Source organism: Paenibacillus sp. NRS-1781 (assembly GCF_050467745.1).
GTDB classification, from domain to species: domain Bacteria; phylum Bacillota; class Bacilli; order Paenibacillales; family Paenibacillaceae; genus Paenibacillus; species Paenibacillus terrae_A.
In genome coordinates this window covers 61,875-87,551 of record NZ_JBITPI010000020.1, presented here as the reverse complement: position 1 = coordinate 87,551, position 25,677 = coordinate 61,875, and the positions used below count along the sequence as shown (strand labels likewise).

Here is a 25,677-nt window from a genome sequence, read left to right as displayed (position 1 = left end):
ATGTTCGTATTCATGGTCTTAGCAATACAAAACAGGAGGTTCCAAACATGTCTAAAAAAGTTATTTTTGATTACACCAAAGCGCTCTCCTTTGTAGGACAGCACGAAATTGATTATTTTGCAGAACCCATCAAGCTGGCTCATGAGCAGCTGCATAACCAAACCGGTGTAGGTTCCGATTTCCTGGGTTGGATTGACTTGCCTACCAATTATGATAAAGAAGAGTTTGCACGCATCCAAAAGGCTGCTGCTAAAATCCAAAGTGATTCCGAAGTGCTGATTGTCATCGGCATCGGCGGTTCTTACCTTGGCGCACGCGCTGCGATTGAAATGCTGTCGCATTCCTTCCACAATGCACTGCCTAAGGACAAGCGCAAAGGCCCGGCTGTTTATTTTGCAGGCAATAACATCAGCTCTACATATGTGAATCATCTGTTGGAACTGATTGAAGGAAAAGACTTCTCCGTGAATGTCATTTCCAAATCAGGTACAACAACAGAGCCAGCTATCGCTTTCCGCGTATTCCGTGCGGCTCTGGAGAAAAAATACGGTAAAGAAGAAGCGCGCAAACGCATTTATGCAACAACAGATAAAGAACGCGGCGCTCTGAAAAAACTGGCTAACGAGGAAGGCTACGAATCCTTCATTATCCCTGATGATGTAGGCGGCCGTTACTCCGTGCTGACAGCAGTAGGCTTGCTGCCGATTGCTACAGCTGGTATTAACATTGAGGAAATGCTCCAAGGGGCGGCAGACGCTTCCAAGGAATACAGCAATCCGAATGTAGCTGAGAACGAGGCTTACCAATATGCAGCCGTTCGTAACGCGTTGTACCGCAAAGGTAAAGCTATTGAAATTCTCGTGAACTATGAGCCGTCCCTGCATTTCGTTTCCGAGTGGTGGAAACAATTGTACGGCGAAAGCGAAGGCAAGGATTACAAAGGTATCTACCCTGCTTCCGTTGACTTCTCGACTGACCTGCACTCCATGGGACAATTCATCCAGGAAGGTAGCCGTAACATTTTCGAAACAGTTATCCAAGTAGAAAATGTACCTAGCCACATCACCATCGAAGCAGATGAGGATGATCTGGATGGACTGAACTTCCTGGCAGGCAAAACGGTGGATTTTGTAAATAAAAAAGCATTCCAGGGTACATTGCTGGCTCACACAGATGGACAAGTACCGAATCTGATCGTGAACATTCCTGACCTGAGCCCTTATTCCTTCGGGTACCTGGCTTATTTCTTCGAAAAAGCTTGCGGCATCAGCGGCTACCTGTTGGGTGTGAATCCGTTCGATCAACCGGGCGTAGAAGCTTACAAGAAAAACATGTTTGCTCTGCTGGGTAAACCAGGCTTCGAAGAGCAAAAAGCGGAGCTTGAAGCGAGATTGTCCGAATAAGGAAGCTGTAAACTCCTGACTGAAACAGTTTCAGATAGGAGCGTTATAGGCGTATAGCAAGAAATTAAGTACAGGAAAGCAGTTCACCGGCTGCCAGAAGCGGGGGGACTGCTTTCTTGTAAAATGAAGTAAGGAAGGTTATTTGTGATATGTTGGAACAATACCGAACTGTACGCGGCTCCGGCAGCAAGGAAATTGTGATCCGGAAATCCCGTTTTATCGGTCACATCCAGCCTGTTCAGACCGAGGAAGAAGCGGCTGCTTTTATCGAGCGCATTAAAAAAGATCATTGGAACGCAACCCATAATTGTTCTGCCTACATGATCGGGGAACGAGACGAGATCCAGAAGCAATCGGATGACGGTGAACCGAGTGGTACGGCGGGCAAGCCCATTTTGGAGGTTATCCGTAACCAGAAGCTGAAAAATGTGGCAATTGTCGTTACCCGTTACTTTGGGGGGATTTTGCTGGGAGCAGGCGGTCTGATTCGTGCATATTCAGACGGTGCTGTTGCAGCCATTGAGGCAGGGGATGCGATTACGCGTGTGCTGCATCGTGAAATTTTTGTGGAATTGGATTACACCTGGTTGGGCAAAGTGGAAAATGAATTGCGAAATCGCAGCATCCGTACAGGAGAAACCCTGTTTACGGATAAAGTTACCTTAACCTGTCTGCCGCTGGCTGGTGATGCGGAATCCTTCAGCAACTGGATAACAGACTTGACACAGGGGCAATCGCTTGTGTCGGAGGGAGAGCAGCTTTACTTTATTGAAGGGGAATAAAAAATATGGCTAGAAGAGCAGTGGAACAGGAGTTGTCAAGAGGGCGGATTCTGGAAGCGGCCAGGCACTTGTTTATTACCAAGGGCTACCGTGCTATTTCAATGCGCAGCATTGGCCAGCATCTGGGTTACAGTCACGGTTCATTATATTATCATTTTAAAGAGAAGGCTGAACTGTTCTACGCCATTGTGATTGAGGATTTTAATACGTTACGCGGAATTCTACTACAAGGAGCAACAGGTACTCCGAAGGATGGTCTGAACAGACTGGAGCACTTGATGCTGGAGTTTATCCGTTTTGGCTTGGAAAATCCTTATCAATACGAAATTATGTTCATGATGCACGATGAAGAACTGTTCGCATATTGTCGCACAGAGCAAAACCGTTGTGTAGAATTATTCGCGTCCATGATCCGTCAGGAATTAAGTGATCAGGGACATTCGGAGGAAGATTCTTCACGAGTACCGCAAAGTCTGTTTTTGTCTATGCACGGCTTTGTGTCCTTTTATATTCAGGATGGTTTGACATTTGAAGAAATCAGGCCCGCTGCTTTGGCACATGTAAAGCTGCTGTGCAGAAACCTATGAGCGTACCTGCAATCACATGCCTCGGTTATGAATCTGTAGGGCGCTTTTCTGGATATATTCACTTCATGACGGTGCCTTATCATTACGGTACTTTGCGAAAGCGACTAAGATTGTAACAGACGATGATGCATCCAGCAGGAGAACATCATGGTCTGTTTTTTTGCATGGTCAGTCCATCATGAATAATGACAGTCTGAGAGGGACCTGTGGTGATAGATTTAAGGTGGGATGCCGTATTCCCTTCCATATGGCGATATTGGGGATGCTTCCACGGATAAGCTTCATCCAGCCTTAAAATCACATCATGTTTGACGTCCGGGTCTGCATTTTCATTAATGGCTATTTCGGCCGTTGTGTGTGGACAATAGATCAGTGCGGTTCCTTCCTGGACTCCGCTTTTTTCGATCAATGAAGCGACCTCGCGTGTAATATCACGCATCTCATCTCGTCCGCTAGTGGATAATTCTAAAGTATGCAACATTATTACACTCTCCCTTCTTCTTATTACTTTACCCATTTTACACCTGACGTAATATATAGAGTTGACGACGAAAGCTTTCCTTTGATAAAGTATCACATAAGAAAAACATAGTATATACATTGGAATAATAACATGATTTCAAATGAGGTACGCGCTTTGCGGTAAGCAAGGCTGCTGCTGTTCCTGCACAGGTTCAGAAGCGGAAAGGAAGTGTACGGTTATGCATGTGGAAGTAAGGGGTTTAAACAAGCATTTCGGTAATTTTCATGCGGTTAAGGACGTATCCTTTGATATTCAAGCGGGTCATCTGATTGGTTTACTCGGTCCGAGCGGTGGCGGTAAAACGTCCATTCTTCGGATTTTGGCGGGTCTGGAGCAACCGGATGCGGGAGAAATTCATTTTCACGGAAAAAGGGTAAACGAGCTGGCCCCGCAGGAACGCGGAATCGGATTTGTATTTCAAAACTATGCTTTGTTCAAGCACATGAGCGTGTATGACAATATTGCCTTTGGTCTAAAAGTGAAAAAAAGCTCCAAGGCCCGCATCAAGGAACGTGTCACAGAGCTGGTCGAGCTGACAGGACTCAAAGGCTTCGAGCATCGTTATCCGCATCAGTTATCTGGTGGACAACGGCAGCGGGTTGCTTTTGCACGCGCCTTGGCACCGGAGCCTCAATTACTGCTGCTGGATGAGCCTTTTGCAGCCATTGACGCCAAGATTCGCCAGGAGCTGCGTACCTGGCTGCGGGAGTTGATTGAGCGAGTGGGGATCACTTCGATTTTCGTCACGCATGATCAGGATGAGGCTATTGAAGTAGCCGATGAAATTATGGTGATTAATCAGGGACGGCTGGAGCAGAAGGGAACACCTTGGGATATTTATAAAAAGCCGGGGACGCCGTTCGTAGCTTCCTTTATTGGGGAATCGACGGTGATCGAGCAGGCGGGCCGTCTCAAAGGCTTTGAGGAGGCTGCTGGAACGGGAGCACGTGCCTTGATCCGTCCGGAGTATATTGATGTCGGGCCAAGCGAGGAGTTTGCGCTTTTGTCAGCGACCGAGGAAGGCATTGTGAAGCATTTGCATTTTCGGGGGAGTGAATGGATGGTTGAAGTACAGGTCGGGGATCATCGACTCATGACCTACCGTTCGCTGGAGAAGTCCACGCTGGAGCCTGGTCAGCAGGTGCGCGTACTAGTGCATCGGGCTTATCTGTATAACGACCAGTCCAGTTGGATGGTGGAAAACCGTCTCAAGAAAGATCCAATGCCCATTATGATTTAAAATTATAACGCGATCATACATGAGGGGATGTCCGGCCTGTATTCAGGGTTTTGGGGCATGCTCCTTTTGGCGTTGGGCGCTGGAAGGATTTACGCAGATATGATGTGTTCGTTATAATAGTAGTTAAAACACCCAGATAGATAGGAGTTAAACCATGAATCGGCTTATTTTTCTTGGCACGGGGGATGCGATGGGTGTTCCGCGTGTGTATTGTGATTGTCTCGTATGTACGGAGGCCCGCACGACAGGGGCAAATGTGAGGCTGAGGTCGTCTGTGCTGATCGAAAGCGAGACGGAGGACTTTATGATTGATTGCGGCCCGGACTGGCGCAAGCAGATGGAAATACGCGGGCTTCGCTTCATCGGTACGATCCTCGTGACGCACGCACATTTTGACCATATTGGAGGACTGCCGGAATGGGCAGATGCCTGTCGCTGGACCGGGAACAGAGGTCGTTTGTACGCTCCACAGGAGGTGATCGACACGATCCTGCGTCAATTTTCTTGGCTTCCGGGGCATATTGACCTTATCCCTGTCGATCAGGGGGCCTTGCTTGGAGGGTGGAATATCCGGGGATGGCGTGTGAATCACGGGAAGAACGGTTATGCTTACGCTTATCGACTGGAAAAAGACGACTTCTCGTGGGCCTACTGCTCGGATTCGATTGGGCTAAATGATGCGGAAATCCTGCCCCTGCACAATCTGGATTTGCTCGTGCTGGGAACGAGCTTTTATCATGAGGAGGCCGAATATGCAACCCGCTCGGTATATGACATGCTGGAGGCTCAGGAGCTTATAGGGAGACTCCAGCCTAACCGCACGGTATTTACACATATGTCTCATGATGTGGATGCCACACGCAACTACGGGCTTCTGGAAGGGATCAGCCTGGCACGGACCGGAATGAGCCTGCCATTGGAATAATGCTGTCCCTTACATCGTCCGGCTGATGCGGAGAAGGGTCGCGATGCCTTCTTTGATTTGCAGCTCGTTGGCATACGAATAGGACAATCTCACATGCGTTTTGCCTTCCTCGCCAATCGGATCGAATACATTACCTGGTACGAAGGTGACCGACTCCTGTACGCATTTGGCGAGCAGTTCATTAGGTTTCAACGTAGAAGGCAACTGGAGCCACAGACTGAGGCCGCCTGCCGGGCTGGTCCATGTCCAGCCGGAATCGCGGAGGCTGTCTTCCATCGTTTCCTTACGGATCTGGAGCGCTATACATAGCTTTTTGAGATGCTGCTGCATGCGTGGAGATTGAAAGTATTGCAGGAACAGCTTCTGATTCAGCAGTGGCGAGCCGTTATCTACCAGCGCTTTGACATTCAGCAGGCTGTTCATGAGCTGTGGTCGGCAGGTCACGGCTGCGATTCGCAGACCTGGCGCGACATATTTGCTATAGCTGCGAATGTAGACGACGCTTCCCGAAATATCATAAGCGAAAATAGGTAACGGCGGCTTTTGTCCAAAACTGATGTCATAGGTACTGTCGTCCTCGACAATAAGGCAGCCGTAGCGCTCCGCCAGCTCGGGCAGACGTTTGCGCTGTTCATCGGGTACCGTGAAGCCAGTCGGGTTATGAAACGTTGGATTGATATAGAACACACGTGGCTTTTCTGTCTTCATACACCATTCAATGTGTTCCATATCATAGCCTTCCGGTCGGATATCGGTCATGGTCAGGCGCGCACCTTGTCTGCGGAATATTTCCATAGCAGGGCCATAGGCGGGACGCTCGGTCAATACGCGGTCTCCTGTCCGGATCAGAGAACGGGAAATCAGGTCGATGGCCTGCTGTGCTCCGGAAGTAATCAGTACTTCGTCTGGTGACAATGCAAAATGCTTATCAACGCTAAAATGCTGCGCCATCGCATCCCGAAGCTCGGAATCGCCCTGTACAGAGGAATAAGTGGCCGCTACTTTCGGATGCTTTTCAAATACCTGCATCATCAGCTCACCCCAATATCGGTTGGGCAGGAGAGACGGGTCAATCAGCGCCTTGGAAAACTGAAAATTCGCATTCACCGATTGAACGCGGCTAAGTCCATCCATTCCCCTCCAGGCTGAAACAGACGGATCATCTGCCGCATGGGCGGATTCGGAGTGAAACGTAAGGTCAATGGATGAATGCCCCGAGTAGCCAGCATATTTCGCATGGCCGGTCGCTGGGGAAGCATGAACGTAATATCCTGATTTGTCCTTTACATAAACCAGCCCCCGTTGCTTCAACTCCTGATAGGCCCGGAAAACGGTTAGCCTATGTACACCCAACTCCTGAGCCAGGCTTCGTACGGATGGCAGCTTCGTGTCTGCTTGCCAATCCCCGCGATCAATCCGCACAGTCACATAATGGATGACCTGCTCATACAGCTTTAAGGCATGATCGGCTGGAAAAAGTAATTCGCTGTTGTTCTTGCCCACGCTGTCCACGCTCCTTTTGTGTGTATTTTACTATAAAACATTTCAAAACCGTCTACAACTGTTCTGTGAGTACACATCTGTTCTGTTCGTCTCCCTGTATGCTTGAAAGCAACTGAAGGGAGAGGGACGTATCATGGTTGGTATCGCGTTTACGATAATGTGTCTTATTTTTGGTACAACATTTTTGGCTATAAAAGTGGGGGTAGAAGCGGGACTTCCGCCGTTTTTGTCGGCAGGCGTACGTTTTTTCGCGGCAGGGGCTATATTGTTTATCGCCATGAAGCTGATGGGAAAAGTTCGCTGGTCGTTATTATGGCGTAAGGAAATGGTACTCATTGGAGCGGGAACGACCTTTGGTACGTTTTCGGCCTTGTATTGGGCAGAGCAATATGTCAGCTCGGGCATCGGAGCCATTTTGTCAGCCACGGGGCCGATGATGATCGTCATTTTGCAATCCATGCTGCTAAGGCAAAAAACGTCGCGGATTACAGTCATTGGCTGCATGATCAGCTTTCTTGGCGTGGTGCTGGTGGTGCTGCCCGGATTGGCGGTTCAGATCAGCGGCCTGTGGCTGGCGGGATGCCTTGTCATTTTGCTAGGGGAGCTGTGTTATTCCGGGGGCGCTCTTTATTCCAAGCGGGTGATGGATGTATTTCGCGAAACGAACCCGATTGCTCTGAATGCGGCGCAAATGCTCCATGGAGGATGGATGCTGCTGGTACTGTCTGCGATTACGGAGCCGTGGAGTTCTGAGGGGTGGCAGTACCTTCCTGCCATGGGCTCCTTATTGTATCTGATTTTGTTTGGCTCGATGATTGCACATACACTGTTTTACTGGCTCATGGAGCGTACAAATCCTCTTTTCCCGACGACGTGGTTGTATATTTCACCGCCGATTGCGGTGGGATTGGGAGCCTTGGTGTACGGAGAGCATGTAAGCTGGTGGATGCTGGCGGGGGTGCTGCTCATTGTGACCGGATTAATGCTTATGAACAATGGAATGATCCGTCTGGTGAACAGGCGAAAGGTGCGTTCTGCTGCCTGATATTTTGAAGTCGTATTTAGGTATTCTATGATAGGACAGAAAAAACCTCCAAGCTGCCGCGTGTTATTGAACATGCGACGTTTGGAGGTTTTGTTGTGTTGCTATTTCATGAGCACAAATTATTCAGCATTCAGCACGAATTTGTCAATGGCGTGCTTAACGCCGTCTTCGTTATTGCTGCTAGTGATGTAATCAGCCAGCTTTTTCAAATCCGGAATAGCATTCTCCATCGCTATGCCGAGACCCGCACATTCGAGCATTTCGTGATCATTCCAAGAGTCGCCGATTGCAATCGTTTCGGACAGATCACAGCCGTAATGGTTAGCAAGGAACGTAAGAGCGTGACCCTTGGTGCCTTCATGATGCATGATTTCCAGAAAATGAGGCTTGGATTTGGTAATATGCACTTCATTACCAAGCAGCTCGCGCAGTTCTGGAATTAATTTGTCCAGCACTTCCGGCTCGTCAATAATCAGCATTTTAGGTGTAGGCAGTTCTATCAATTTGCTGAATACAGGCTCTACAAAATATTCCGTACTGTTTAGCGCGGTGTAATCTTTGATTTTCTGATTATCTTCACGTGTGTACAATTTGTCATCTATATACGTTTGCAGATGCAGATTACGTTCCACGCAGAATTCATACAAGCGACGTGCAGCCACGAGTGGAACATAACGCTCATACAGCACGTTTTCGTCCAGCAGATTTTTAATCAAGGCACCTTGGTACGTAATGATCGGAACGTTCAAGCCCGTTTGGCGGGCAAGTTGTTTGGCAGATGCATAAGCACGTCCTGTTGCAAGTGTAACCACGACACCTTTGGCTACAGCAGCTTCAAGCGCCAGTTGCGTTGCAGGAGTAACTTCTTTCTGATCGTTAATGAGTGTATCATCGATATCAATGGCAATTAATTTATACATATCGGTATTCTCTCCTTTATCTCAATCATGGGGCAATGTCCAAATTGTATCTTATAATATTCAAAATGACAATATCACAATGAAAAGGGGATGACTCCTTTAAGAGCCTGTCCCCTTATAACCACTGAAGAATTGGATTGAATCAATGGGGAAAAGTGGATGTTAGTCTTCCAAAAATACGAGTCCGACAAAATCGTCCAATTCAATATTGCCGAAATAATGCTTCAAATCAAGAGAGGACAAGGCTTGACGAACCTCACCTTCATCGTAGCGTTTGCCGCGCAGGATATTTTCAATATCAGCGACGTCACCCACACCGAAGAAATCACCGTAGATTTTAATATCACGGATGTGGCCTTCCTTGAGATCCATGCGGATATCAATAATGCCAACCGGAAATTTACGTGTGTGCTTGATATTGCTTTCAGGCGATTGACCATAGTTCCAGTCCCACGATTGGTAGCGTTCAGCGGAAATTTCATGGATTTTGGCCCAGTCGGCATCGGTTAGCTTATATTGGGGTACCTGGTCCAGCTCTGCACCGAATATGTAACGCAGTAGCTCCTCGCGGAATTGCTCAATGGTCATCTCACGGTCCATCAGCTCGCTGATGTTAGCGACGCGACTGCGGACCGATTTAGTACTTTTGGATTTAAACTTTTCGGGATTGGCATGCAGTGATGAAGCCACATTGTCCAGATTCAGGTTAAACATCAATGTACCGTGGCTGAACATGCGTCCGCGCGTGGCAAATTGGGCGTTCCCTGAAATTTTGCGCTCACCGACCTGAAGATCATTGCGTCCGGTCATTTCGGCTTCCACACCCATTTGGCGCAGGGCGTCGATGACAGGCTGCGTGAATTTGAGGAAATTATGAAAGGACTCCCCGTTATCCTTGGTAATGAAGCTGAAATTTAAATTACCGAGGTCATGATATACAGCCCCGCCGCCAGACAGGCGACGAACGACTTGAATGTTGTTGTCTCTGACAAACTCGGCGTTGATTTCTTCAATGGTATTTTGATGCTTGCCTATAATAATAGAAGGCTGATTAATGTAAAACAGCAGATAGCTGTCGTCCAGCTGAAGATGCTTGAGTGCGTACTCCTCAATGGCAAGATTAATGGCTGGATCGTGTATGCCCTGGTTGTCGATGAACAGCATGTCCATTCCTCCATATATATAAACTGTGTAGTTTTAGGTGTACCTCCTTCTATTGTAACCCAAGTGAGCGATGTACACAAAAGCTCATTTGCATTGACGGGACGCGAAAAGCAGCCCCATAATGGAGCTAAATGATTCGGAACGGCCGGAAAGGATGATAGGCAATGATAGAGGTTTACGGTCACGGCGGGGACAGGGAGACGGCTGCGGCGACATTCGGCGGGGCGGCTGCGGATTTTGTGGATTTTAGCGCAAATATTAATCCGCTGGGTCCGCCACCGGAGGTGCTTGAGGTGCTGCAAAGTGCGTTGGACACTGTGGTTCGCTATCCAGATCCCGGGCACCGGAATTTTAAAAATATGCTGGCGCGGCGACTGCATGTTCCACCAGAGTCGCTGAGTATCGGAAACGGCGCGGCTGAGAGCATGGCGTTGCTGCTACTGGGACTGGCTCCCAAGCGTGTGGGTACGGTGGAGCCATGCTTTTCGGAATATGCAGAGCTGGCTGGTAAATTCGGAGCCGAGGTAAGCCGGGTGTACGGCAAGGCCTCGCTTCAATGGAAGGCGGACGTGGAAGACATACTTCAGCTCATGGAGCAGGTGGATGTTCTGTTTCTCGGTCAGCCGAATAATCCGAACGGTGTGCAATACGGCGATCAGGAGCTGCGCGAGCTGGCAGAGGCGGCGGGGAAAACGGACACCGTGCTGGTGGTGGATGAAGCGTTTATTGATTTTATCCCGCTGGAGCGGCAAATTTCACTGCTGCCTGTGCTGGATCGGTATCCTCATGTGATTTTAATCCGGTCGATGACGAAATTTTATGCCATTCCGGGCTTGCGCTTGGGCTACGCGGTTGCTCATCCAGACTACATCCGGCGAATGACGGCCAAGCAGGTGACCTGGAGCGTGAACGGACTGGCGTTGCTGGCCGGAGAGGCGTGTTTGCGAAGCGGTGGGGCGTACGAGCGTCGTACGCAGGAGCTGATTGCTACGGAGCGTAGCCGTCTGCTGACCGCTTTGGCGGAATGGGGCTGCGGTGTCATCCCCGGTGAAGCGAATTACGTGCTGGCACGGGCGCCGGGGACGTGGAGCGCATCGGCCATTCAACAGGCGCTTGGACAGCGCGGGATTCTGATACGGAGCTGTGCCATGTACCCGGGGCTGACGACGAGCCATTTTCGAATTGCGGTCAAGGACGCGGAAGCCAACGGCATGCTGCTGTCGGTATTGGGCGAAGTGCTGGAGGAGGAACGGCGGCGTGACAGTTAGCTTGATGATGATGGCTGCATATCTTCTGGACAGGCTGATCGGTGATCCGAGGTGGTTGCCACATCCGGTCATCGGCATGGGACATGCCATTTCTGCCTTGGAAAAGGCGATTCGCCGCCGTGTTCACAGTGACCGTGGTTTGAAACGCGCTGGCTTGCTGCTGCCACTGATTGTGGTGGGCGGCTCCTTCGTGTTTGGCTGGGCGTTACTGTGCTTGCTTGCCTGGATTCATCCGTGGCTGTCTATCGGCGCGGAAATGGTGCTGATCGCCACCACGATTGCTTCCAAAGGACTAAAGGACGCCGGAATGGCGGTGTATCGCGAATTGAAGGCGGGTGACCTGCCTGCGGCACGCCGGGAGCTGGGGATGATCGTCGGGCGGGATACGCAGCAGCTTGATGAGCCTGAGATTGTACGCGGTACCGTCGAAACGGTGGCTGAAAACATCGTGGACGCGATTATTTCCCCGCTTTTTTATGCCCTGATCGGGGGAGCACCCTTAGCTCTGGCTTATCGTGCCGTGAATACCCTCGATTCCATGGTTGGCTACAAAAATGAAAAGTATCTGCATTTGGGCTGGGCCTCGGCACGTCTGGATGATGTGGCTAATTACATCCCAGCACGCCTGACAGCCGGGATGCTGGTAGTAGCGGCGTGGATTTATCGGTATGATGCCAGACATAGCTGGCGTACGGTTAGGCGAGATGCGCGGCTGCATCCCAGTCCGAACAGTGGCTTTCCAGAATCAGCAGTTGCGGGTGCGTTGGGGATTCGCCTCGGGGGCTATAATGTATATCATGGCGTACGCTCTCTCCGTGCATATATGGGAGAGCTGGTGCGACCGATGGAGCCGGAGGATATCCGACATACGATTCGGCTGATGTTTGCCGTGTCCAGTATGTTCGTGGGATTGTGTCTGTTCGTGTCCGCCGGATGTTATGCACTGGGGTGGACGCAGTGATGAAGCGTGACGCACCGAACACCAGCAATAGAGCAGGAAGTGATGTGACCTTGAAGCATGATTTTACAGAACACCCGCCATGGGATTTGGAGCTTGTGCTGGTACGTCACGGCACAACCTTATGGAACAGGGAACGTCGATACCTGGGGCACTCTGATCTGGGCTTGCTGCCAGGAGCAGAGCAGGAATTAGAGCCTTTGCGGGAACAATTACAGACACATTCCTTTGCCCGAATCTATTGTAGTGACTTGATACGTTGTCGTCAGACCTTGCAGATCATTTTGCCAGAATCGGAACTGAAACCAGATAATATGTCTGCTTGGTCTGTCATCATGGAACCACGTCTGAGAGAGCTTCATTTTGGGGAATGGGATGGAAAAACGTATGATATGCTCAAAGATGTGGCATTGTACCGCGTGTGGATTGATGAGCCGCAACGGGTTACGCCGCCGGGTGGAGAGCCCTGGAAAGACTTTGTGAACCGTCTTGGTGAATTTCTTGACTCTTTGTATGAGTGGCGCAAAATGATGGAGCTTCAGAAAACAGGTTTGTCCGATGCCCCACCTTCTGTTCTGGTCGTCACGCATGGTGGAGTGATTCGTCAGTTGGCTTGTATGCTGGTACCAGGTCATGATTTTTGGAGCCTGAATCCGAAGCCGGGAGGGGCCATCAGGATTCGGTTGAGTTTGGCACAAAAGCCATTTGCAGATTTAACCGCCACCCGTTCTACAGCAACACATCCAGATTTGGCTACAGGGCACAAGTTCACCGGATGGCTGGTGGATCAGAACTGACTGCGTATATACTTCTCATGATCACAGACATAGGGCAGGTAAACAGGCGGTTTGGGTTGTAAGCCAGTCTTTTTTAACCTATAATCATCAAGTAAAAGAACGGCTTGACCAACACTACATCAAATATCCAGCAGACGAGGTCGGTGCAGTGGTATGAAACCCTCGGATTCATATCGGTGCGCTGTTAAAAGGGAAGTCGGTGTGAATCCGGCGCGGTCCCGCCACTGTAAATGGAAAAATGCCAGTCCGCTCTGGTTTATGTGCCACAAAGCATATGAAGGAGCAACAGGCTGTCGCATATTTCTGTAAGTCAGGATACCTGCCCGTCCGCCTGTCACCATAGTCCTTCGAGGAAAGGATGACGTGTTCGCAGTGACTGTCCATGCGGAAGAAACTGCCGCCTGCGTACGATCTGCGCTAACGTGACCCCTGTGTCCTTATCTGAGGATGCAGGGGTTTTTTGAAAGGAAAAGAAGGCTGGATTTAGAGATATCGGATGATGTTCAAGTGACGCTTTTAAAAGAATTTATATGGAGGGGTGCAAATCATGGCAGGGAATAAAATAAAGGTCTGGACTACAGGCTTATTGGCTCTGGTCTTGGCGGTTGTGCTGAGTGCATGTGGAGCTAACGGAAAGAACGCTGAAAATAAAGGGGATCAAGCCTCACAGCAACCGGGACAGACGGCAACCGCTCAGGAGCCTCCGGGCAAAACGGTCTACCCGCTGACCATTAAGGATGCGACCGGGCAGGAGTTTACGTTCAAAAAAGCGCCGGGTAAAATCGTTTCCGTCTCCCCGGCTGAAACCGAGGCGCTGTTCGCCATCGGACTGGATAAGGAAATTGTCGGCGTATCGGACTATTCGGATTACCCGGAAGCAGCTACGAAGAAGCCTAAAGTGGGCGGCATTATGAAGCCGAATGAAGAGGAGATCATTGCAGCGAATCCAGAAGTCGTTTTTGCAGGCATATCACTCAGTGAGCAGGCTACGACCAAGCTGCGCGACCTGGGAATTATAATTTTTAAAACCGAGCCGAAAACGGTTGAGGATGTCATGGCTAATATTGAACTATATGGGAAAATTACCAACCATCAGAAAGAAGCGAGAGCGGTAACCGACAAGATGAGAGCCGATGTAGCGGAAGTGAAAAACGGTGTTAAAAATATCGGTAAAGGGCAAAAGCTGAGAGTCTACGTCGAATTTTCACCTGGCTGGACGGTCGGCAAGGGCGAGTTTATGGACGAGCTGATTTCTTTGGCGGGCGGCGAAAATGTGGCTGCAACGCAAAAGGGCTGGTACCAGATCAGTGAAGAAAATATTATTGCGGCCAATCCGGACGTCATTTTATACAGCAAAAATGTCAAGGACGACAAAACAGGCCAAACGCTCGGCGATATCATCAAAGCCCGTAGTGGATGGGATCAAATATCGGCTGTTCGTCTCAACCGTGTGTTTGCCGTGGATGATAATTTGATCAGTCGTCCGGGTCCGCGCGTAACGGAAGGTCTCAAGGCAGTGGCCAAGGGCGTGTATCCTGAAATTTTCAAATGAGTCGTAGACTGATCGGCTTTGGAGGGGCAGGTCTTGCCTTATTGCTGCTGACACTGCTGCTCTGTCTCGGCATCGGCTCGGCCAAGCTTCCCGTCAGCCAAATCGCGGGTATTCTGGTCAACCATCTGCCGTGGTTGGGTGAGACGGTTACACCGGATTGGAATCCATCCACAGAGCAGATTATTTTGAAGGTCAGACTGCCGCGTGTGTTACTGGGTATGCTGGTAGGCGCAGCGCTTGCGCTGGCGGGAGCCGGATTTCAGGGCGTGCTCCGCAATCCGCTGGCTGATCCTTACACGCTGGGGGTATCCTCGGGGGCCTCGGTAGGGGCAGCGGTACTGATTTATTGGGGGCTTCAATTTTCATTTGTAGGGGTATGGACACTGCCGCTGGTGGCGTTTACGACCGGAATGCTGACGTTGTGGATGGTGCTGACGCTGGCGAGGGAAGGCGGCAAAATTCCGACGCAAAGTCTCATTTTATCGGGCGTGGTGATGCAATCCTTTCTGGGAGCCGTCGTTTCCTTTCTGACAGCCATGTCGAAGGAGACGGTTAATGAAATATTGTACTGGACCATGGGAAGCCTCAGTCTGCGCGGCTGGTCGTATACAGGCATTCTTTTACCTTATGTGGTCATTGGGCTAGTGTTTCTGTGGAACCGGGCGCGAGTGCTGAACATTCTGGCCTTGGGTGAACGTCAGGCGGCTCACATGGGGGTTCATGTCGATGCAACGAAGCTATCTGTTCTGATCGTATCCACGCTGCTGACAGCCGCGGCAGTCTCGGTATGCGGAGTGATTGGCTTTGTGGGACTCGTTGTACCGCATATTATCCGTCTGGTGACGGGCCCCGACTATCGGATGATTGTTCCGTTATCCGCATTGGGCGGGGCTATTTTTATGGCTTGGGCCGATACTGCGGCGCGTACATTGCTGGCTCCGACGGAAATTCCCCTTGGTGTCATGACCGCCTTTGTTGGCGCACCGTTCTTCGCATATCTCCTGTACCGGAACAAGAAGTTGCGCAGGGGGGGATTGCTGTGAAAGATGCAAATGAACCACAGGAGACGCGGGTCCGAGCGTTAGAGATTGCCAGTCTGACTCGTGATTTTGGGGAATTCCATGCGTTGAAAAATATAAGCTGGAGCGTGGATGAAGGAGATTGGTGGGGCATCATCGGCCCGAACGGGAGTGGAAAATCGACGCTGCTGCATTTACTTTCCGGTGTGGATCACCCGACTTCGGGCAACGTTCTTGTATATGGTAAAAGGGTCAGCAGCTATGGCAGAAAAGAGCTTTCCCGTCTTGTAGCTGTACTCCAGCAGGAGGGGCTCCCCCCGGTGGGTTACACGGTAAGGGAAGTCGTAGAAATGGGACGCTTTCCCCATCAGGACTGGTTTGGTAGAGAAAAGGTGGGTAAGGAAAAAGGGATGGACCCGGGAATCATTACGGATCGTGTGCTGGAGAGGCTGGATCTTACCGACTTGTCGGACAGGTCGTTAGACCGTTTGAGCGGGGGACAGCGGCAGCGCGTGGCTTTGGCGAAGGTGATGGTGCAGGAGCCACAGATTTTGCTGCTGGATGAGCCTACAACCTATCTGGATTTACGCTATCAGCTTGAATTTATGGAGCTGCTGGCGGAATGGCGGCGGGAAACAGGTGTGACGATTATATCTGTTCTGCATGATCTCAATTTGACTGCCCAGTTTTGTGATGATTTGCTTGTGCTCAAGGACGGGATGGTTGAAGGGTTAGGAGCTTCGTCAGAGCTGCTAACAGAGGAACGAATTCGCCATGTGTACGGTGTTGAGCCTGTGATGCTGCCTCACCCGGATAGTGGTGTGCCGCAGCTTTTACTGCGAAGACGTGCAAGGGATGTATCTGGTCAGGGTGAACGACTTGATTGAGTCAAGTGCTGAAGCAACAGAATTTACGATGAGATCACTAAACACATATGTATACGGAGCAGGGAGTGGAAGGCATGAACGAAAAATTACAGCAGTTAATAGACAGCATCGCACAGCCGGATGGGGCGACAGCCTTGGAGGCTTCGCAGCATCTGGATCAATTAACGAAGCCACCGGGAAGTCTTGGAAAGCTGGAAAGTTTGGCTATACAGCTGGCAGACATTACGGGGGTGGACAAGCCTGAGTTTGACCGTAAAACCGTTATGGTGATGGCTGCGGATCATGGTGTGTGTGTAGAGGGGGTCAGCGCCTTCCCGGCTGAGGTTACACAGCAAATGCTGTATAACATGCTGTCCGGCGGCGCGGCAATTAACGTGCTGGCACGTCATGCAGGCGCAGATGTCAAGGTGGTAGACGTGGGTGTGAATGCAGAGGTTGCTCATGCGGATCTGGTGAACCGCAAGGTGCGTATGGGGACCTCGAACATGGCCAAGGGGCCGGCGATGCTGCGTACGGAAGCGGAGCAAGCGGTTTTGGCTGGAGCTGAAGCCGTAGCGGAAGCATTCAAAGGCGGCACACGACTGTTCGTAACCGGAGAGCTGGGCATTGGAAATACGACGGCCAGCGCTGCGGTCGTGTGTGCCCTTACCGGGCTGGAGCCAGAAATAATCGTCGGCCGGGGCACAGGTGTGGATTCGGCCGGGCTGACCCGTAAAATAGCGGTCGTCTGCCGCGCATTGGACGTGAATCAGCCTGACGGAAACGACGCCCTTGACGTACTGACCAAGGTCGGCGGTTTGGAGATTGCCGCATTGGCAGGCGTCATCCTCGGCGCAGCCGCTCATCGCTGTCCAGTCGTGCTGGACGGCTTTATCTCGGGCGCTGCTGCGCTCGCTGCGCGTACACTTGCGCCTGCAAGCGCAGCGTACATGCTCGCTTCGCACGCCTCGGACGAGCGCGGGCACGCGGCGGTGCTCCGCGAGCTCAAGCTGGAGCCGATGCTTCATCTGGACATGCGGCTCGGGGAGGGCACGGGCGGTGCGCTTAGCCTGCACCTGATTGATGCGGCGTGCCGCATTATGCGCGAAATGGCGACCTTTGCCGATGCAGGCGTATCGGACGGTCAGGGAGCCGCGCAGCGATGAAGGTGCTCGTGACCGGCGGCGCACGCAGCGGTAAAAGCGGCTTTGCCGAGCGATTGTGCATGTCGCGCGCCCCGCGCGCCTGCTACATTGCAACGGCGCAAGCCTATGACGTGGAGATGAAGGAGCGCATCGCCCTTCATCGGCTCCAGCGCGAGTCTGCCGGGTACGACTGGCAGACGCTGGAGGAAGCGCAGGCGCTGCCGGAGCTGCTGCGGCGCCTGGGCAGCGGCGTAGAGCCACGGCTGGCTGCGCAAGGCGGCAAGCCTGCCGACGAAGCCTCCGCGTCGGGGGCATCTGCTGCGTTCTCAGTGGCGCAGCCTGATGCATCGATAATAGGCGAAGGCCGCAGCGCTTTGCATTCTGCGGCGCGGTCTGCCGCTGCGGAACAGCAGCGCAGCAGTGGCACTGCCAACTTGCACGCCAGTCAAGCATCGCAGCCATCGTCCGCGCCGATGGTGCTGGTCGACTGCCTGACCCTCTGGCTGTCGAACGTGCTGCTGGCCGCAGGCGAGGACGGCGAAGCCGCATCCAGAGCCGCCATGGATGAGCTGGCGATAGCTGTGGAGCAGTATCCGGGACCGCTCGTCATCGTGACCAATGAGGTCGGTGATGGCATTGTGCCCGAGTATCCGCTTGGACGGCTGTATCGGGATTTAAGCGGGATGATGAATCAGCGGATCGCCCGCCTTTGTGATGAGGTATTTTTAGTGACGGCTGGCATTCCCGTAGAATTAAAACAGTTGGAATACAAGCTATGAGTGGCGAACGTCAGGCGATTGCGGCGGCTTTTCAATTTTTGACCCGTCTTCCAGTTAAGGCAGAGCTGGATTTTTCGCCAGAGCTGCTAAAACGTAGTGCAAGCTATTATCCGTTGGTAGGGATGGTCATTGGCCTCATCGTATGGTGCTTTGCAGCGCTTGCCTCTCTGATATTGCCACCGTTGCCATGTGCAGTTCTTACTCTTGCCGTTTGGGTGTGGCTCACGGGTGGGCTGCATCTGGACGGCTGGATGGATGCGGCTGATGCTTTGTTCAGCTACCGTTCCCGTGAACGGATGCTGGAGATTATGAAGGATAGCCGTGTAGGAGCGATGGGCGTCATTGCTTGTGTGTTATTGCTTATGCTCAAGGCTTCTTTGCTGTATACGGTGCTGGCTGAACGGGATCTGTCCGGTTTATTGCTGCTCCCTATGGTTTGGAGCCGCTGGTTTATGGTAAGCGCGATGAAGCGCTGGCCGAAAGCTCGTAATGATGATGGACTGGCATCGCGTTTTGCCGATATGAGTAGCAGACGTGCCGGATTGGCTGTGTTCTGGGCTGTACTCATTACGGTGTGTGCCGCAGTAGGGCAATGTATCGTTGCAGGATGGTTCACAGGAACAGGCGGCATGGGCAATACATCTTTTACAGCGTATGGGAAGTCCATTTTTTTCCATCCGGGCGACTTAGCCATTTGGACAGGCTTTTTGCTGCTGCCGCTGCTGGCCAATGGAGTTGGAAGCTTCACAGCAAGCCGTATTAACCGCCGTTTGGGAGGACTGACAGGGGATATTTACGGAGCCTTGAACGAATTGCTGGAGACCGTTTTATTGCTGTTTATTGTAATTTTGCACGGACTGTAGGCAGATTTTTAAATGAATTGGTAAAAGGGGAAGAGGCAATTGTCAAATTTCGAACCGTCCCGCACGAATCCCGCAGCGGTGCTTATGCTCCAGGGCACAGCATCGGATGTGGGCAAAAGCTTGGTGACCACTGCACTGTGCCGTATATTCACGCAGGATGGCTATCGTCCCGCACCGTTCAAGTCACAAAATATGGCGCTAAATTCTTATGTCACCGAGGACGGCAAAGAAATTGGACGCGCTCAGGGTGTGCAGGCAGAAGCCTGCGGTATTGAAGCGACGACCGACATGAATCCGATTTTGATCAAACCGGTCAAGGATATGCATTCACAAATTGTTGTTCACGGTGTGCCTTATGCATATATGAGTGCTTCCGATTATCGAAAGAAATTTTTGCCGCAAGCCAAACAGACGGTCATGGACGCGCTGAATCGGCTGCGTGATACCCATGACATTGTGCTTATGGAAGGGGCAGGCAGTCCGGCAGAAATTAATTTAAAGGACCGCGATATTGTAAATATGAATCTTGCGGGCTGGGCGGACGCTCCCGTGCTGCTTATTTCGGATATCGACCGGGGCGGTGTTTTCGCTTCTCTGGTAGGAACGATTGAGCTGCTGGAGCCACATGAGGTGCAGCGTATCCGTGGATTTGTCATTAACAAGTTCAGAGGGGATCTGTCCCTGCTTCAGCCGGGACTAGACTGGCTGGAGGAACGAACCGGTATTCCTGTACTCGGCGTGCTGCCCTATCTACCGGATATACGCATTGAGGCAGAGGATTCTGTGGTGCTGGACAAGAAGCCCAAGCTGTATGCAAAGGATAAAGCGCTGGACATCGCGGTCATTCGTTATCCGCGTATTTCCAATTTTACAGACACGGATGCTTTGGCCGCAGAGCCGGATGTGAGTGTACGTTATGTCACGGAGGCCGGAGAACTGGGTGTACCTGACGCTATTATATTACCGGGGACGAAGGACACGATTGGCGATCTGCTTGAATTGCGGACAAGAGGTCTGGAGCAGGACATTCGGGAGGCTATGAATACGGGACGCACGCAGTTGGTTGGCATTTGTGGAGGTTATCAGATGCTCGGCACAGCCTTGTTTGATCCCGAAGCGGTCGAATCTGGGTTGCCGCAGCAGGCAGAAGGGTTAGGTTGGCTGGCTCTATCCACAACCTTTTTAAAGGAAAAGCAAACGGTGCGCGTACAGGGAACCTTGTCTGGTCACTGCCCATTGTTGCTAATTGCGCCTGATTCGGATTCTGTTCCCGCGACGATGATTGAAGGCTATGAAATACATATGGGCGTTACGGAATGTGTTACAGAACCACACGCGCCTAAAGATGGTACCGAGGGAATGAACCCAATGCACACCTTATTCCATATCCGTCGCGGCGAGGGAACAGCCTTTGAGGAAGGTTGGGGAACAGCGGATGGTAAAGTATGGGGTACCTATTTGCATGGGGTGTTTGATAATGATCGTTTTCGCCGTTCCTGGCTGGATGGATTGAGACAAGCCAAGGGCTTGGCAGGGCTGGATAGCACCTTTACCGTACGTGAAGCCAAGGAACGTGAGTTTGACCGTGTGGCAGAGGTGGTGCGGGCTCATTTGGACATGGACCGAATTTACCGCATTATAGGTATGGACTCTTAACCTTCATAGATGATCGTATAACATCACGCTTTAAAAAAATAAGGAGGTATCTTCACAGCCGTGTTCGTGGCCGCGAGATACCTCTTTCATTGTAGTTCAGCTTACTTGATTTTGAATTTTTGTACAGCTGTTTGCAGTTCGGTCGCTTGCTTGCTTAATTGGCGTACGACCTCGCTGTAGCCTTCCATTTCATTCAGTTGCTCATCGGAATTTAAACCGATTTCCTGAATCATAAGCTGGGCATTGGCAGCGATGAGAGCTGTCTCTTCCACGGAAGCCGATACTTCCTCCGAGCCGGCGGATACCTGCTCTGTTGCTGCGGATACCGTCTGGATCGTCGCGTTGATCGTCTGCATGAGCTGACTTAGCTGATTAAAGGCTGTACTCGCTTGCTGCACCATTTCCGTTCCCGAATGGATTTCACGGCTGACCCGGGTCACAGAGTCAACGGACTGCTGCGATACTTCCTGAATGGTTACCAGGTAATCGGAAATTTGCTGTGTCGCTTCTTTCGACTGCTCGGCCAGCTTGCGAACTTCTCCGGCTACAACGGCGAAGCCGCGTCCATGCTCACCCGCACGGGCAGCCTCAATGGAGGCATTCAGGGACAACATTTGGATCTGCTTCGTAATATCAAAAATAGCTGAAACAATGCTTCCGATGGCCTCGGAGCGCTCATTCATACTATGGATGTATCGAAGCGACTCATCGGCAGCCTGTCCTACCTGCGACATTTGGGCAACAGCATTTTGAGCGAGTGTATTACCGTTCACTGTTTCTTCGGTTGCTTCGCTGATCTGATCGGATACATCATTGGCAGAGGAGGCGATATGTTGAACACCTTGAGCGATTTCCTCCATAGCCTGTGCATTTTCAGCAGCAGCAGAAGCTATGCTGGTACTGCCCTTTGCCACTTCTTCTGCGGCAACGGTAGAGTCCTGTACTTTTACACTCATGATTTCAGTCCGGCGAAGCAGCTCGTCCGAGCCTTGTACAACCGCACCGGATGTGGAAAGCACATGACCGATCATTTCTTTCAGATTGTGGGACATGGCTTGGAAGCTGCGGGCAAGCTGCGCAATTTCGTTGTTACCGATAACCTTCGGTTCTTGTGACAGGTCACCTTGAGCAATTTTTTCACTATGACGAACCAGTTCGGCAATAGGCTCTACAACCTTGCGTATGATAAGCGTAGAAATAATTCCTCCCAGCAGGAGTGTTGCAACTGTAATACCTATGCAAATCCATAAAATTTGTTGGGATTTATCCTGCACAAAACCCACATCCTCGTTCACACCCAGGACCAGATTACTGCCCGCTATGGCAAAGAAGGCGGTTTTGTGTACCCCGTATGAATCGCTGTAAATGTCACTGACATTCATCTCGCCTTGCTTTGCTTTTTGGATATCCTCTACTGGAACCAGTACATCCTTGACCTTATATACCGATTTTTCATTTCGTGCGATCACCTCGGCCTTATCGTCTTTCACCACTGCGATATATGCCGATTCAAGCTTAAGCGTGTTGACCTTATCCTGAAGATAAGATTCCATCTGCATACCAGACCCGGAATCTGAACCATTTCCTTGCTGTGCCTGAACTGCCAAAGAAATATTAAGATCCTGGTAAACATTCTTGGCCCCGGTCTCCAGCATTTGGTCCACCTGAGGCATGACACTGTTATTAATGATACTCATGGATACTGCATAAAAACTGATGCTGAACAGAAGGGACGCAAAGAGCAGAATCAATAAAATCATAATCCGTAATTTTGCGCCAATGGAACGATTAAAACGCTGCATGAAAAATCTCCTCTCACATGATAACACGTTATGATCTACTTATTTTCCTTCTCTGCTTGAAGAAAAACTGAAAATGTTCGGATTCTATGTATATTTCAGTTGTTTTCAAGGGGCAAGAATAAGAAAGGAAAGCAATCCATGAATTACTAAAAAGTAGGTTAGACCTATTTTACATAATTAACAGGCGGTTGAATAGTCATATTTGCCCAAAAACAAACAAAAAAATGTAACTATGGTCGTAGGCTATTAGATGTAAGCTTGATGTAAAATCATCAGAGCATGAAAATGAATATCTCATTCCTTCTTTTAAAACTATTGTAAAAATGAAGGAATGAAAGTAGTATAAGGAATGTCGACTTCCATGTACTTCCTGTAAGCAGTTATATATTAAGTACGAATGTGGCCTTCAATATACATAAAAAAGGGGAAAAGGTTTTGATGAATCAGGATTTACTTTCCAAAGAAATGAGTTCGCAGGCAGGAGGAGAAAACAAACAGGAGCTTGCTTCCGGCAATAGAAAAGCTGGCACAGCAAGGAATCCGATAAGTCGACTGTTTGATTTTATTTCGGGCGTATTTACTTCAATCCTGCCGGCACTGATCGGGGCGGGAATCATTCAGGTGATTGCTTCTGTCTTGTTGTATCTGGATCTTCATTCTAATTTTAAAATTTTTACAATTGTAATGTACATTGGCGGATTAGTATTTTATCTTTTACCCATTTTGGTAGCTGTAAGTGCAGCCAAAAAGCTTGGCAGCAATATATTCATTGCAGCGGTCATCGGAGGCTGCTCATTTTTTCCCGGCCTTACAGATATGCTGAAGTCCGCTAAAGAGATCAGCTCGACTAGTTTACCAGTGGCGGAGCCGCAATATGTTTCTTCTTTTATACTGATTCTTATTGCCGTTTGGCTTGCAGCGAAGATTGAGCAAGGATTGGGCAAATTTAATCGCTATGCCATAAAGCTGGTGGTTGTCCCAACGTTGACGCTCATGATTATCATGCCTTTATTGCTGTTTGTTTTCGGTCCGCTGTGGACTACCTTGGCTCATACATTGTCAGAAAAATTTTCTTCATTGTTCTTCTTCAATTCGGAAGTATTGGCGGGTCTGCTGCATGGAGGCACACTACCTTTGCTTCATTTTTCGGGCATGCAATATATGCTATTGAACGATATGCTGGAATCCGTTGCTGCAACGGGCTATGATTATATTGCTCCTGTCATGGTAGCGGCGGTTATGGCTCAAGCCGGGGCGGCGTTCGGCGTATGTATTAAATCCAAAAATTCCAAAGTCAGGGCGCTGGCCGCAACCACAGGTTTGTTAGCCATGCTAGGAATCATTGAACCGGCCATGTATGGTGTGAATGTACGTTTCAAAAAACCGTTTCTTGCTGCGTTGATCGGCGGGGCCGTTGGTGGGGCATTTGTGTGCCTGTTTGAAACGGCGATCACTGCTCTGGTAAGCTTATTCGGACTAATGACTTTACCGCTGTTTAGTGACTCTACGCTAGTGTATGCCGTTTTGGGTATGGTCATCTCGTTTGTGACGGCTGGTGTAATTACGTATTTCATGGGCTTTGTGGAGGAAAAAGAGGAACCTTTAAAAGGATCATCTGCATCTGGCACCAGCACTGCTTCGGATTTGGCAGTGGACAAGAGCGCCAACAACTAGGCGGCTTCGAATAAACCATCGAAGGACGTGTCATTTCCCCCGTGGGGGGATCGTGTTTTCTAACTCTAAAAGCGGACACGCGTCTGCACCATTATTCTGATTAACGTCAGTGATTGGGAATTGCCGCTCGCCTAGAGGCCTTATGAAAGTGTTTACAAAAAAAACTTGTCAGTTCAGTTCTTATATGATATTATGATGGCAGTTATTCAAAACTGCACATTCGTGGATTGTTACTGATCATTCAGGCAAAACCATAAGCAGGCACTAAGTGTCAGTTTTGGTATTGCCTTTTTTACTACTCCAAGCGGCCTAAGGTGATGGAATGAAGATAGCAAAGGTGCTGAATAACAATGTCGTAACGGTCATTGATGAGCAGCAGAAAGAATTAGTCATTATGGGAAGAGGCATTGCTTTTAAGAAAAGCGCAGGCGACGAGATTGATGAAGGGCATATCGAGAAAATCTTTAAGCTTGAAAGCACCGAGGTTTCCCGCAAGCTGATGACCCTGATGTCTGATATTCCGATTGAATATGTTGAAATTTCTGATGAGATCATTCAATATGCCAAAACGATACTTGGAGTGGAATTGCATGACAGCATCTATATTTCGCTGACGGATCATATCCATTTTGCCATAGAGCGTTATCGTTTGGGGATGGATATAAAAAACGCCCTTTTCTGGGAAATCAAACGAATGTACCGCAAGGAATTTTCGATTGGGACGAAAGCACTGCACATGATTCAGGACAAGCTGGGAGTTACGCTTCCGGATGATGAAGGAGCCTTCATTGCCCTGCATCTGGTGAATGCTCAGCTCAACAGTGAAATGCGCGAAACGATAGCCCTGACTAACATCGTCAAGGATATCATGAACATTGTAAGCCGCTTTTTTGTAATGGAGCTGGATGAAGAGTCGTTAAGCTACTACCGCTTTATTACACATCTCAAATTTTTTGCTCAACGGGTAATGAACGGGACCCCTGTACAAAATGCAGATAATTCCCTTCATGATATGGTTAAGGTGCAATACAAGAATGCCTATGCCTGTGCTGAAAAAATAAGAGATTATACGACTAAAATCTATGGTCGGAGCTTGTCCCAGGATGAGATGCTATATCTCACCATTCATATCGAGCGTATCATTAAAAATCAATGATATTATTCGATGTTCAGAGATTTAGGATTGCTACTTCCAAACCAGAAGGC

At 50.0% G+C, this 25,677-nt stretch carries 23 protein-coding genes, 1 pseudogene and 1 riboswitch; of the genes and pseudogenes, 19 read left to right on the top strand and 5 right to left on the bottom strand.

Annotation, left to right across the window (positions count from 1 at the left end):
- Nucleotides 1-47 precede the first annotated feature (47 nt).
- The 3 genes from ACIFO6_RS07795 (at nt 48) to ACIFO6_RS07785 (ending at nt 2,772) form a co-directional block, all read left to right on the top strand.
- Nucleotides 48-1,403 carry a glucose-6-phosphate isomerase gene (locus ACIFO6_RS07795; protein WP_014280425.1) on the top strand — a complete coding sequence of 452 codons (1,356 nt, stop codon included), beginning with the start codon at nt 48-50 and terminating at the stop codon, nt 1,401-1,403.
- 149 nt (nt 1,404-1,552) lie between these two features.
- Nucleotides 1,553-2,185, top strand: a complete 633-nt coding sequence (locus ACIFO6_RS07790) for a YigZ family protein (RefSeq protein WP_430039716.1) — start codon at nt 1,553-1,555, stop codon at nt 2,183-2,185.
- Nucleotides 2,186-2,190: 5 nt separating this feature from the next.
- Entirely contained in the window at nt 2,191-2,772 is a 582-nt protein-coding gene (locus tag ACIFO6_RS07785) for a TetR/AcrR family transcriptional regulator (RefSeq protein WP_430039713.1), read from the top strand.
- A gap of 145 nt (nt 2,773-2,917) precedes the next feature.
- On the opposite strand, the gene ACIFO6_RS07780 is transcribed toward ACIFO6_RS07785, so the two are convergent.
- A complete protein-coding gene (locus tag ACIFO6_RS07780) occupies nt 2,918-3,253 on the bottom strand; it encodes a secondary thiamine-phosphate synthase enzyme YjbQ (protein WP_430039710.1) in 336 nt (111 codons plus the stop codon).
- A gap of 220 nt (nt 3,254-3,473) precedes the next feature.
- Between ACIFO6_RS07780 and ACIFO6_RS07775 the strand changes: the two genes are divergently transcribed.
- The gene (locus ACIFO6_RS07775) at nt 3,474-4,535 is read left to right on the top strand and encodes a sulfate/molybdate ABC transporter ATP-binding protein (protein ID WP_430039707.1); all 1,062 of its coding nucleotides are present in this window, start codon (nt 3,474-3,476) and stop codon (nt 4,533-4,535) included.
- 154 nt (nt 4,536-4,689) lie between these two features.
- On the top strand, nt 4,690-5,460 hold the full coding sequence (locus ACIFO6_RS07770) for an MBL fold metallo-hydrolase (RefSeq protein WP_430039704.1): 771 nt from the start codon (nt 4,690-4,692) through the stop codon (nt 5,458-5,460).
- A gap of 9 nt (nt 5,461-5,469) precedes the next feature.
- Here ACIFO6_RS07770 and ACIFO6_RS07765 read toward each other — a convergent pair whose 3' ends face one another.
- On the bottom strand, nt 5,470-6,963 hold the full coding sequence (locus tag ACIFO6_RS07765; RefSeq protein WP_430039702.1) for a PLP-dependent aminotransferase family protein: 1,494 nt from the start codon (nt 6,961-6,963) through the stop codon (nt 5,470-5,472).
- Between the two features lie 133 nt (nt 6,964-7,096).
- Here ACIFO6_RS07765 and ACIFO6_RS07760 point away from each other — a divergent pair, with 133 nt between their 5' ends.
- Complete coding sequence (locus ACIFO6_RS07760; RefSeq protein ID WP_430039699.1) at nt 7,097-8,008, top strand: DMT family transporter; 912 nt, start codon at nt 7,097-7,099, stop codon at nt 8,006-8,008.
- Between the two features lie 119 nt (nt 8,009-8,127).
- Here ACIFO6_RS07760 and ACIFO6_RS07755 read toward each other — a convergent pair whose 3' ends face one another.
- Together ACIFO6_RS07755 and ACIFO6_RS07750 are read right to left on the bottom strand one after the other, a co-directional pair.
- On the bottom strand, nt 8,128-8,928 hold the full coding sequence (locus ACIFO6_RS07755; RefSeq protein WP_430039696.1) for a Cof-type HAD-IIB family hydrolase: 801 nt from the start codon (nt 8,926-8,928) through the stop codon (nt 8,128-8,130).
- A 162-nt stretch (nt 8,929-9,090) separates the two neighbouring features.
- Entirely contained in the window at nt 9,091-10,092 is a 1,002-nt protein-coding gene (locus ACIFO6_RS07750) for a lipoate--protein ligase (RefSeq protein ID WP_430039693.1), read from the bottom strand.
- Between the two features lie 164 nt (nt 10,093-10,256).
- On the opposite strand from ACIFO6_RS07750, the gene cobD reads away from it, so the two are divergent.
- From cobD to ACIFO6_RS07695, 11 genes and pseudogenes are all read left to right on the top strand, one after another.
- Nucleotides 10,257-11,360, top strand: a complete 1,104-nt coding sequence (gene cobD / locus ACIFO6_RS07745; protein WP_430039691.1) for a threonine-phosphate decarboxylase CobD — start codon at nt 10,257-10,259, stop codon at nt 11,358-11,360.
- A complete protein-coding gene (gene cbiB / locus ACIFO6_RS07740; protein WP_430039688.1) occupies nt 11,350-12,321 on the top strand; it encodes an adenosylcobinamide-phosphate synthase CbiB in 972 nt (323 codons plus the stop codon). Before cobD ends, cbiB begins: the two co-directional genes overlap by 11 nt.
- On the top strand, nt 12,321-13,115 hold the full coding sequence (locus tag ACIFO6_RS07735) for a histidine phosphatase family protein (protein WP_430039685.1): 795 nt from the start codon (nt 12,321-12,323) through the stop codon (nt 13,113-13,115). Before cbiB ends, ACIFO6_RS07735 begins: the two co-directional genes overlap by 1 nt.
- A 123-nt stretch (nt 13,116-13,238) precedes the next feature.
- A riboswitch (cobalamin riboswitch) is annotated at nt 13,239-13,456 on the top strand.
- A 206-nt stretch (nt 13,457-13,662) separates the two neighbouring features.
- Complete coding sequence (locus tag ACIFO6_RS07730) at nt 13,663-14,667, top strand: ABC transporter substrate-binding protein (protein WP_430039682.1); 1,005 nt, start codon at nt 13,663-13,665, stop codon at nt 14,665-14,667.
- Nucleotides 14,664-15,710, top strand: a complete 1,047-nt coding sequence (locus ACIFO6_RS07725; protein WP_430039679.1) for a FecCD family ABC transporter permease — start codon at nt 14,664-14,666, stop codon at nt 15,708-15,710. Before ACIFO6_RS07730 ends, ACIFO6_RS07725 begins: the two co-directional genes overlap by 4 nt.
- Entirely contained in the window at nt 15,707-16,573 is an 867-nt protein-coding gene (locus ACIFO6_RS07720) for an ABC transporter ATP-binding protein (protein ID WP_430039676.1), read from the top strand. Before ACIFO6_RS07725 ends, ACIFO6_RS07720 begins: the two co-directional genes overlap by 4 nt.
- Before the next feature lie 74 nt (nt 16,574-16,647).
- Nucleotides 16,648-17,718 carry a nicotinate-nucleotide--dimethylbenzimidazole phosphoribosyltransferase gene (cobT, locus tag ACIFO6_RS07715; RefSeq protein WP_430039674.1) on the top strand — a complete coding sequence of 357 codons (1,071 nt, stop codon included), beginning with the start codon at nt 16,648-16,650 and terminating at the stop codon, nt 17,716-17,718.
- Nucleotides 17,715-17,927 (top strand): annotated as a pseudogene (locus ACIFO6_RS07710) (bifunctional adenosylcobinamide kinase/adenosylcobinamide-phosphate guanylyltransferase); the annotation flags it as partial. The gene cobT and the pseudogene ACIFO6_RS07710, both read left to right, overlap by 4 nt.
- Entirely contained in the window at nt 17,916-18,476 is a 561-nt protein-coding gene (locus tag ACIFO6_RS07705) for a bifunctional adenosylcobinamide kinase/adenosylcobinamide-phosphate guanylyltransferase (protein WP_430039748.1), read from the top strand. The pseudogene ACIFO6_RS07710 and the gene ACIFO6_RS07705, both read left to right, overlap by 12 nt.
- Nucleotides 18,473-19,339 (top strand): adenosylcobinamide-GDP ribazoletransferase, encoded by an 867-nt coding sequence (gene cobS / locus ACIFO6_RS07700; RefSeq protein ID WP_430039671.1) that lies wholly within the window; start codon nt 18,473-18,475, stop codon nt 19,337-19,339. Before ACIFO6_RS07705 ends, cobS begins: the two co-directional genes overlap by 4 nt.
- Nucleotides 19,340-19,378: 39 nt before the next feature.
- On the top strand, nt 19,379-20,995 hold the full coding sequence (locus tag ACIFO6_RS07695; protein WP_430039668.1) for a cobyric acid synthase: 1,617 nt from the start codon (nt 19,379-19,381) through the stop codon (nt 20,993-20,995).
- Nucleotides 20,996-21,096: 101 nt separating this feature from the next.
- On the opposite strand, the gene ACIFO6_RS07690 is transcribed toward ACIFO6_RS07695, so the two are convergent.
- Nucleotides 21,097-22,797, bottom strand: coding sequence for a methyl-accepting chemotaxis protein (locus ACIFO6_RS07690; RefSeq protein WP_430039666.1), 1,701 nt, complete (start codon nt 22,795-22,797; stop codon nt 21,097-21,099).
- 438 nt (nt 22,798-23,235) lie between these two features.
- Here ACIFO6_RS07690 and ACIFO6_RS07685 point away from each other — a divergent pair, with 438 nt between their 5' ends.
- Together ACIFO6_RS07685 and licT are read left to right on the top strand one after the other, a co-directional pair.
- Nucleotides 23,236-24,471: a PTS transporter subunit EIIC gene (locus tag ACIFO6_RS07685; RefSeq protein ID WP_430039663.1), complete on the top strand. Its 1,236-nt coding sequence runs from the start codon at nt 23,236-23,238 to the stop codon at nt 24,469-24,471.
- A gap of 322 nt (nt 24,472-24,793) precedes the next feature.
- Nucleotides 24,794-25,627, top strand: coding sequence for a BglG family transcription antiterminator LicT (licT, locus tag ACIFO6_RS07680; protein ID WP_044644666.1), 834 nt, complete (start codon nt 24,794-24,796; stop codon nt 25,625-25,627).
- Nucleotides 25,628-25,677: the final 50 nt, after the last annotated feature.

What these genes read in the sequence shown, in the direction of transcription:
- ACIFO6_RS07795 (WP_014280425.1), top strand. Translation starts at nt 48, where the DNA reads ATGTCTAAAAAAGTTATTTTTGATTACACCAAAGCGCTCTCCTTTGTA.
- ACIFO6_RS07790 (WP_430039716.1), top strand. Translation starts at nt 1,553, where the DNA reads ATGTTGGAACAATACCGAACTGTACGCGGCTCCGGCAGCAAGGAAATT.
- ACIFO6_RS07785 (WP_430039713.1), top strand. Translation starts at nt 2,191, where the DNA reads ATGGCTAGAAGAGCAGTGGAACAGGAGTTGTCAAGAGGGCGGATTCTG.
- ACIFO6_RS07780 (WP_430039710.1), bottom strand. Translation starts at nt 3,253, where the DNA reads ATGTTGCATACTTTAGAATTATCCACTAGCGGACGAGATGAGATGCGT.
- ACIFO6_RS07775 (WP_430039707.1), top strand. Translation starts at nt 3,474, where the DNA reads ATGCATGTGGAAGTAAGGGGTTTAAACAAGCATTTCGGTAATTTTCAT.
- ACIFO6_RS07770 (WP_430039704.1), top strand. Translation starts at nt 4,690, where the DNA reads ATGAATCGGCTTATTTTTCTTGGCACGGGGGATGCGATGGGTGTTCCG.
- ACIFO6_RS07760 (WP_430039699.1), top strand. Translation starts at nt 7,097, where the DNA reads ATGGTTGGTATCGCGTTTACGATAATGTGTCTTATTTTTGGTACAACA.
- ACIFO6_RS07755 (WP_430039696.1), bottom strand. Translation starts at nt 8,928, where the DNA reads ATGTATAAATTAATTGCCATTGATATCGATGATACACTCATTAACGAT.
- ACIFO6_RS07750 (WP_430039693.1), bottom strand. Translation starts at nt 10,092, where the DNA reads ATGCTGTTCATCGACAACCAGGGCATACACGATCCAGCCATTAATCTT.
- cobD (WP_430039691.1), top strand. Translation starts at nt 10,257, where the DNA reads ATGATAGAGGTTTACGGTCACGGCGGGGACAGGGAGACGGCTGCGGCG.
- ACIFO6_RS07735 (WP_430039685.1), top strand. Translation starts at nt 12,321, where the DNA reads ATGAAGCGTGACGCACCGAACACCAGCAATAGAGCAGGAAGTGATGTG.
- ACIFO6_RS07730 (WP_430039682.1), top strand. Translation starts at nt 13,663, where the DNA reads ATGGCAGGGAATAAAATAAAGGTCTGGACTACAGGCTTATTGGCTCTG.
- ACIFO6_RS07725 (WP_430039679.1), top strand. Translation starts at nt 14,664, where the DNA reads ATGAGTCGTAGACTGATCGGCTTTGGAGGGGCAGGTCTTGCCTTATTG.
- cobT (WP_430039674.1), top strand. Translation starts at nt 16,648, where the DNA reads ATGAACGAAAAATTACAGCAGTTAATAGACAGCATCGCACAGCCGGAT.
- cobS (WP_430039671.1), top strand. Translation starts at nt 18,473, where the DNA reads ATGAGTGGCGAACGTCAGGCGATTGCGGCGGCTTTTCAATTTTTGACC.
- ACIFO6_RS07690 (WP_430039666.1), bottom strand. Translation starts at nt 22,797, where the DNA reads ATGCAGCGTTTTAATCGTTCCATTGGCGCAAAATTACGGATTATGATT.
- ACIFO6_RS07685 (WP_430039663.1), top strand. Translation starts at nt 23,236, where the DNA reads ATGAATCAGGATTTACTTTCCAAAGAAATGAGTTCGCAGGCAGGAGGA.
- licT (WP_044644666.1), top strand. Translation starts at nt 24,794, where the DNA reads ATGAAGATAGCAAAGGTGCTGAATAACAATGTCGTAACGGTCATTGAT.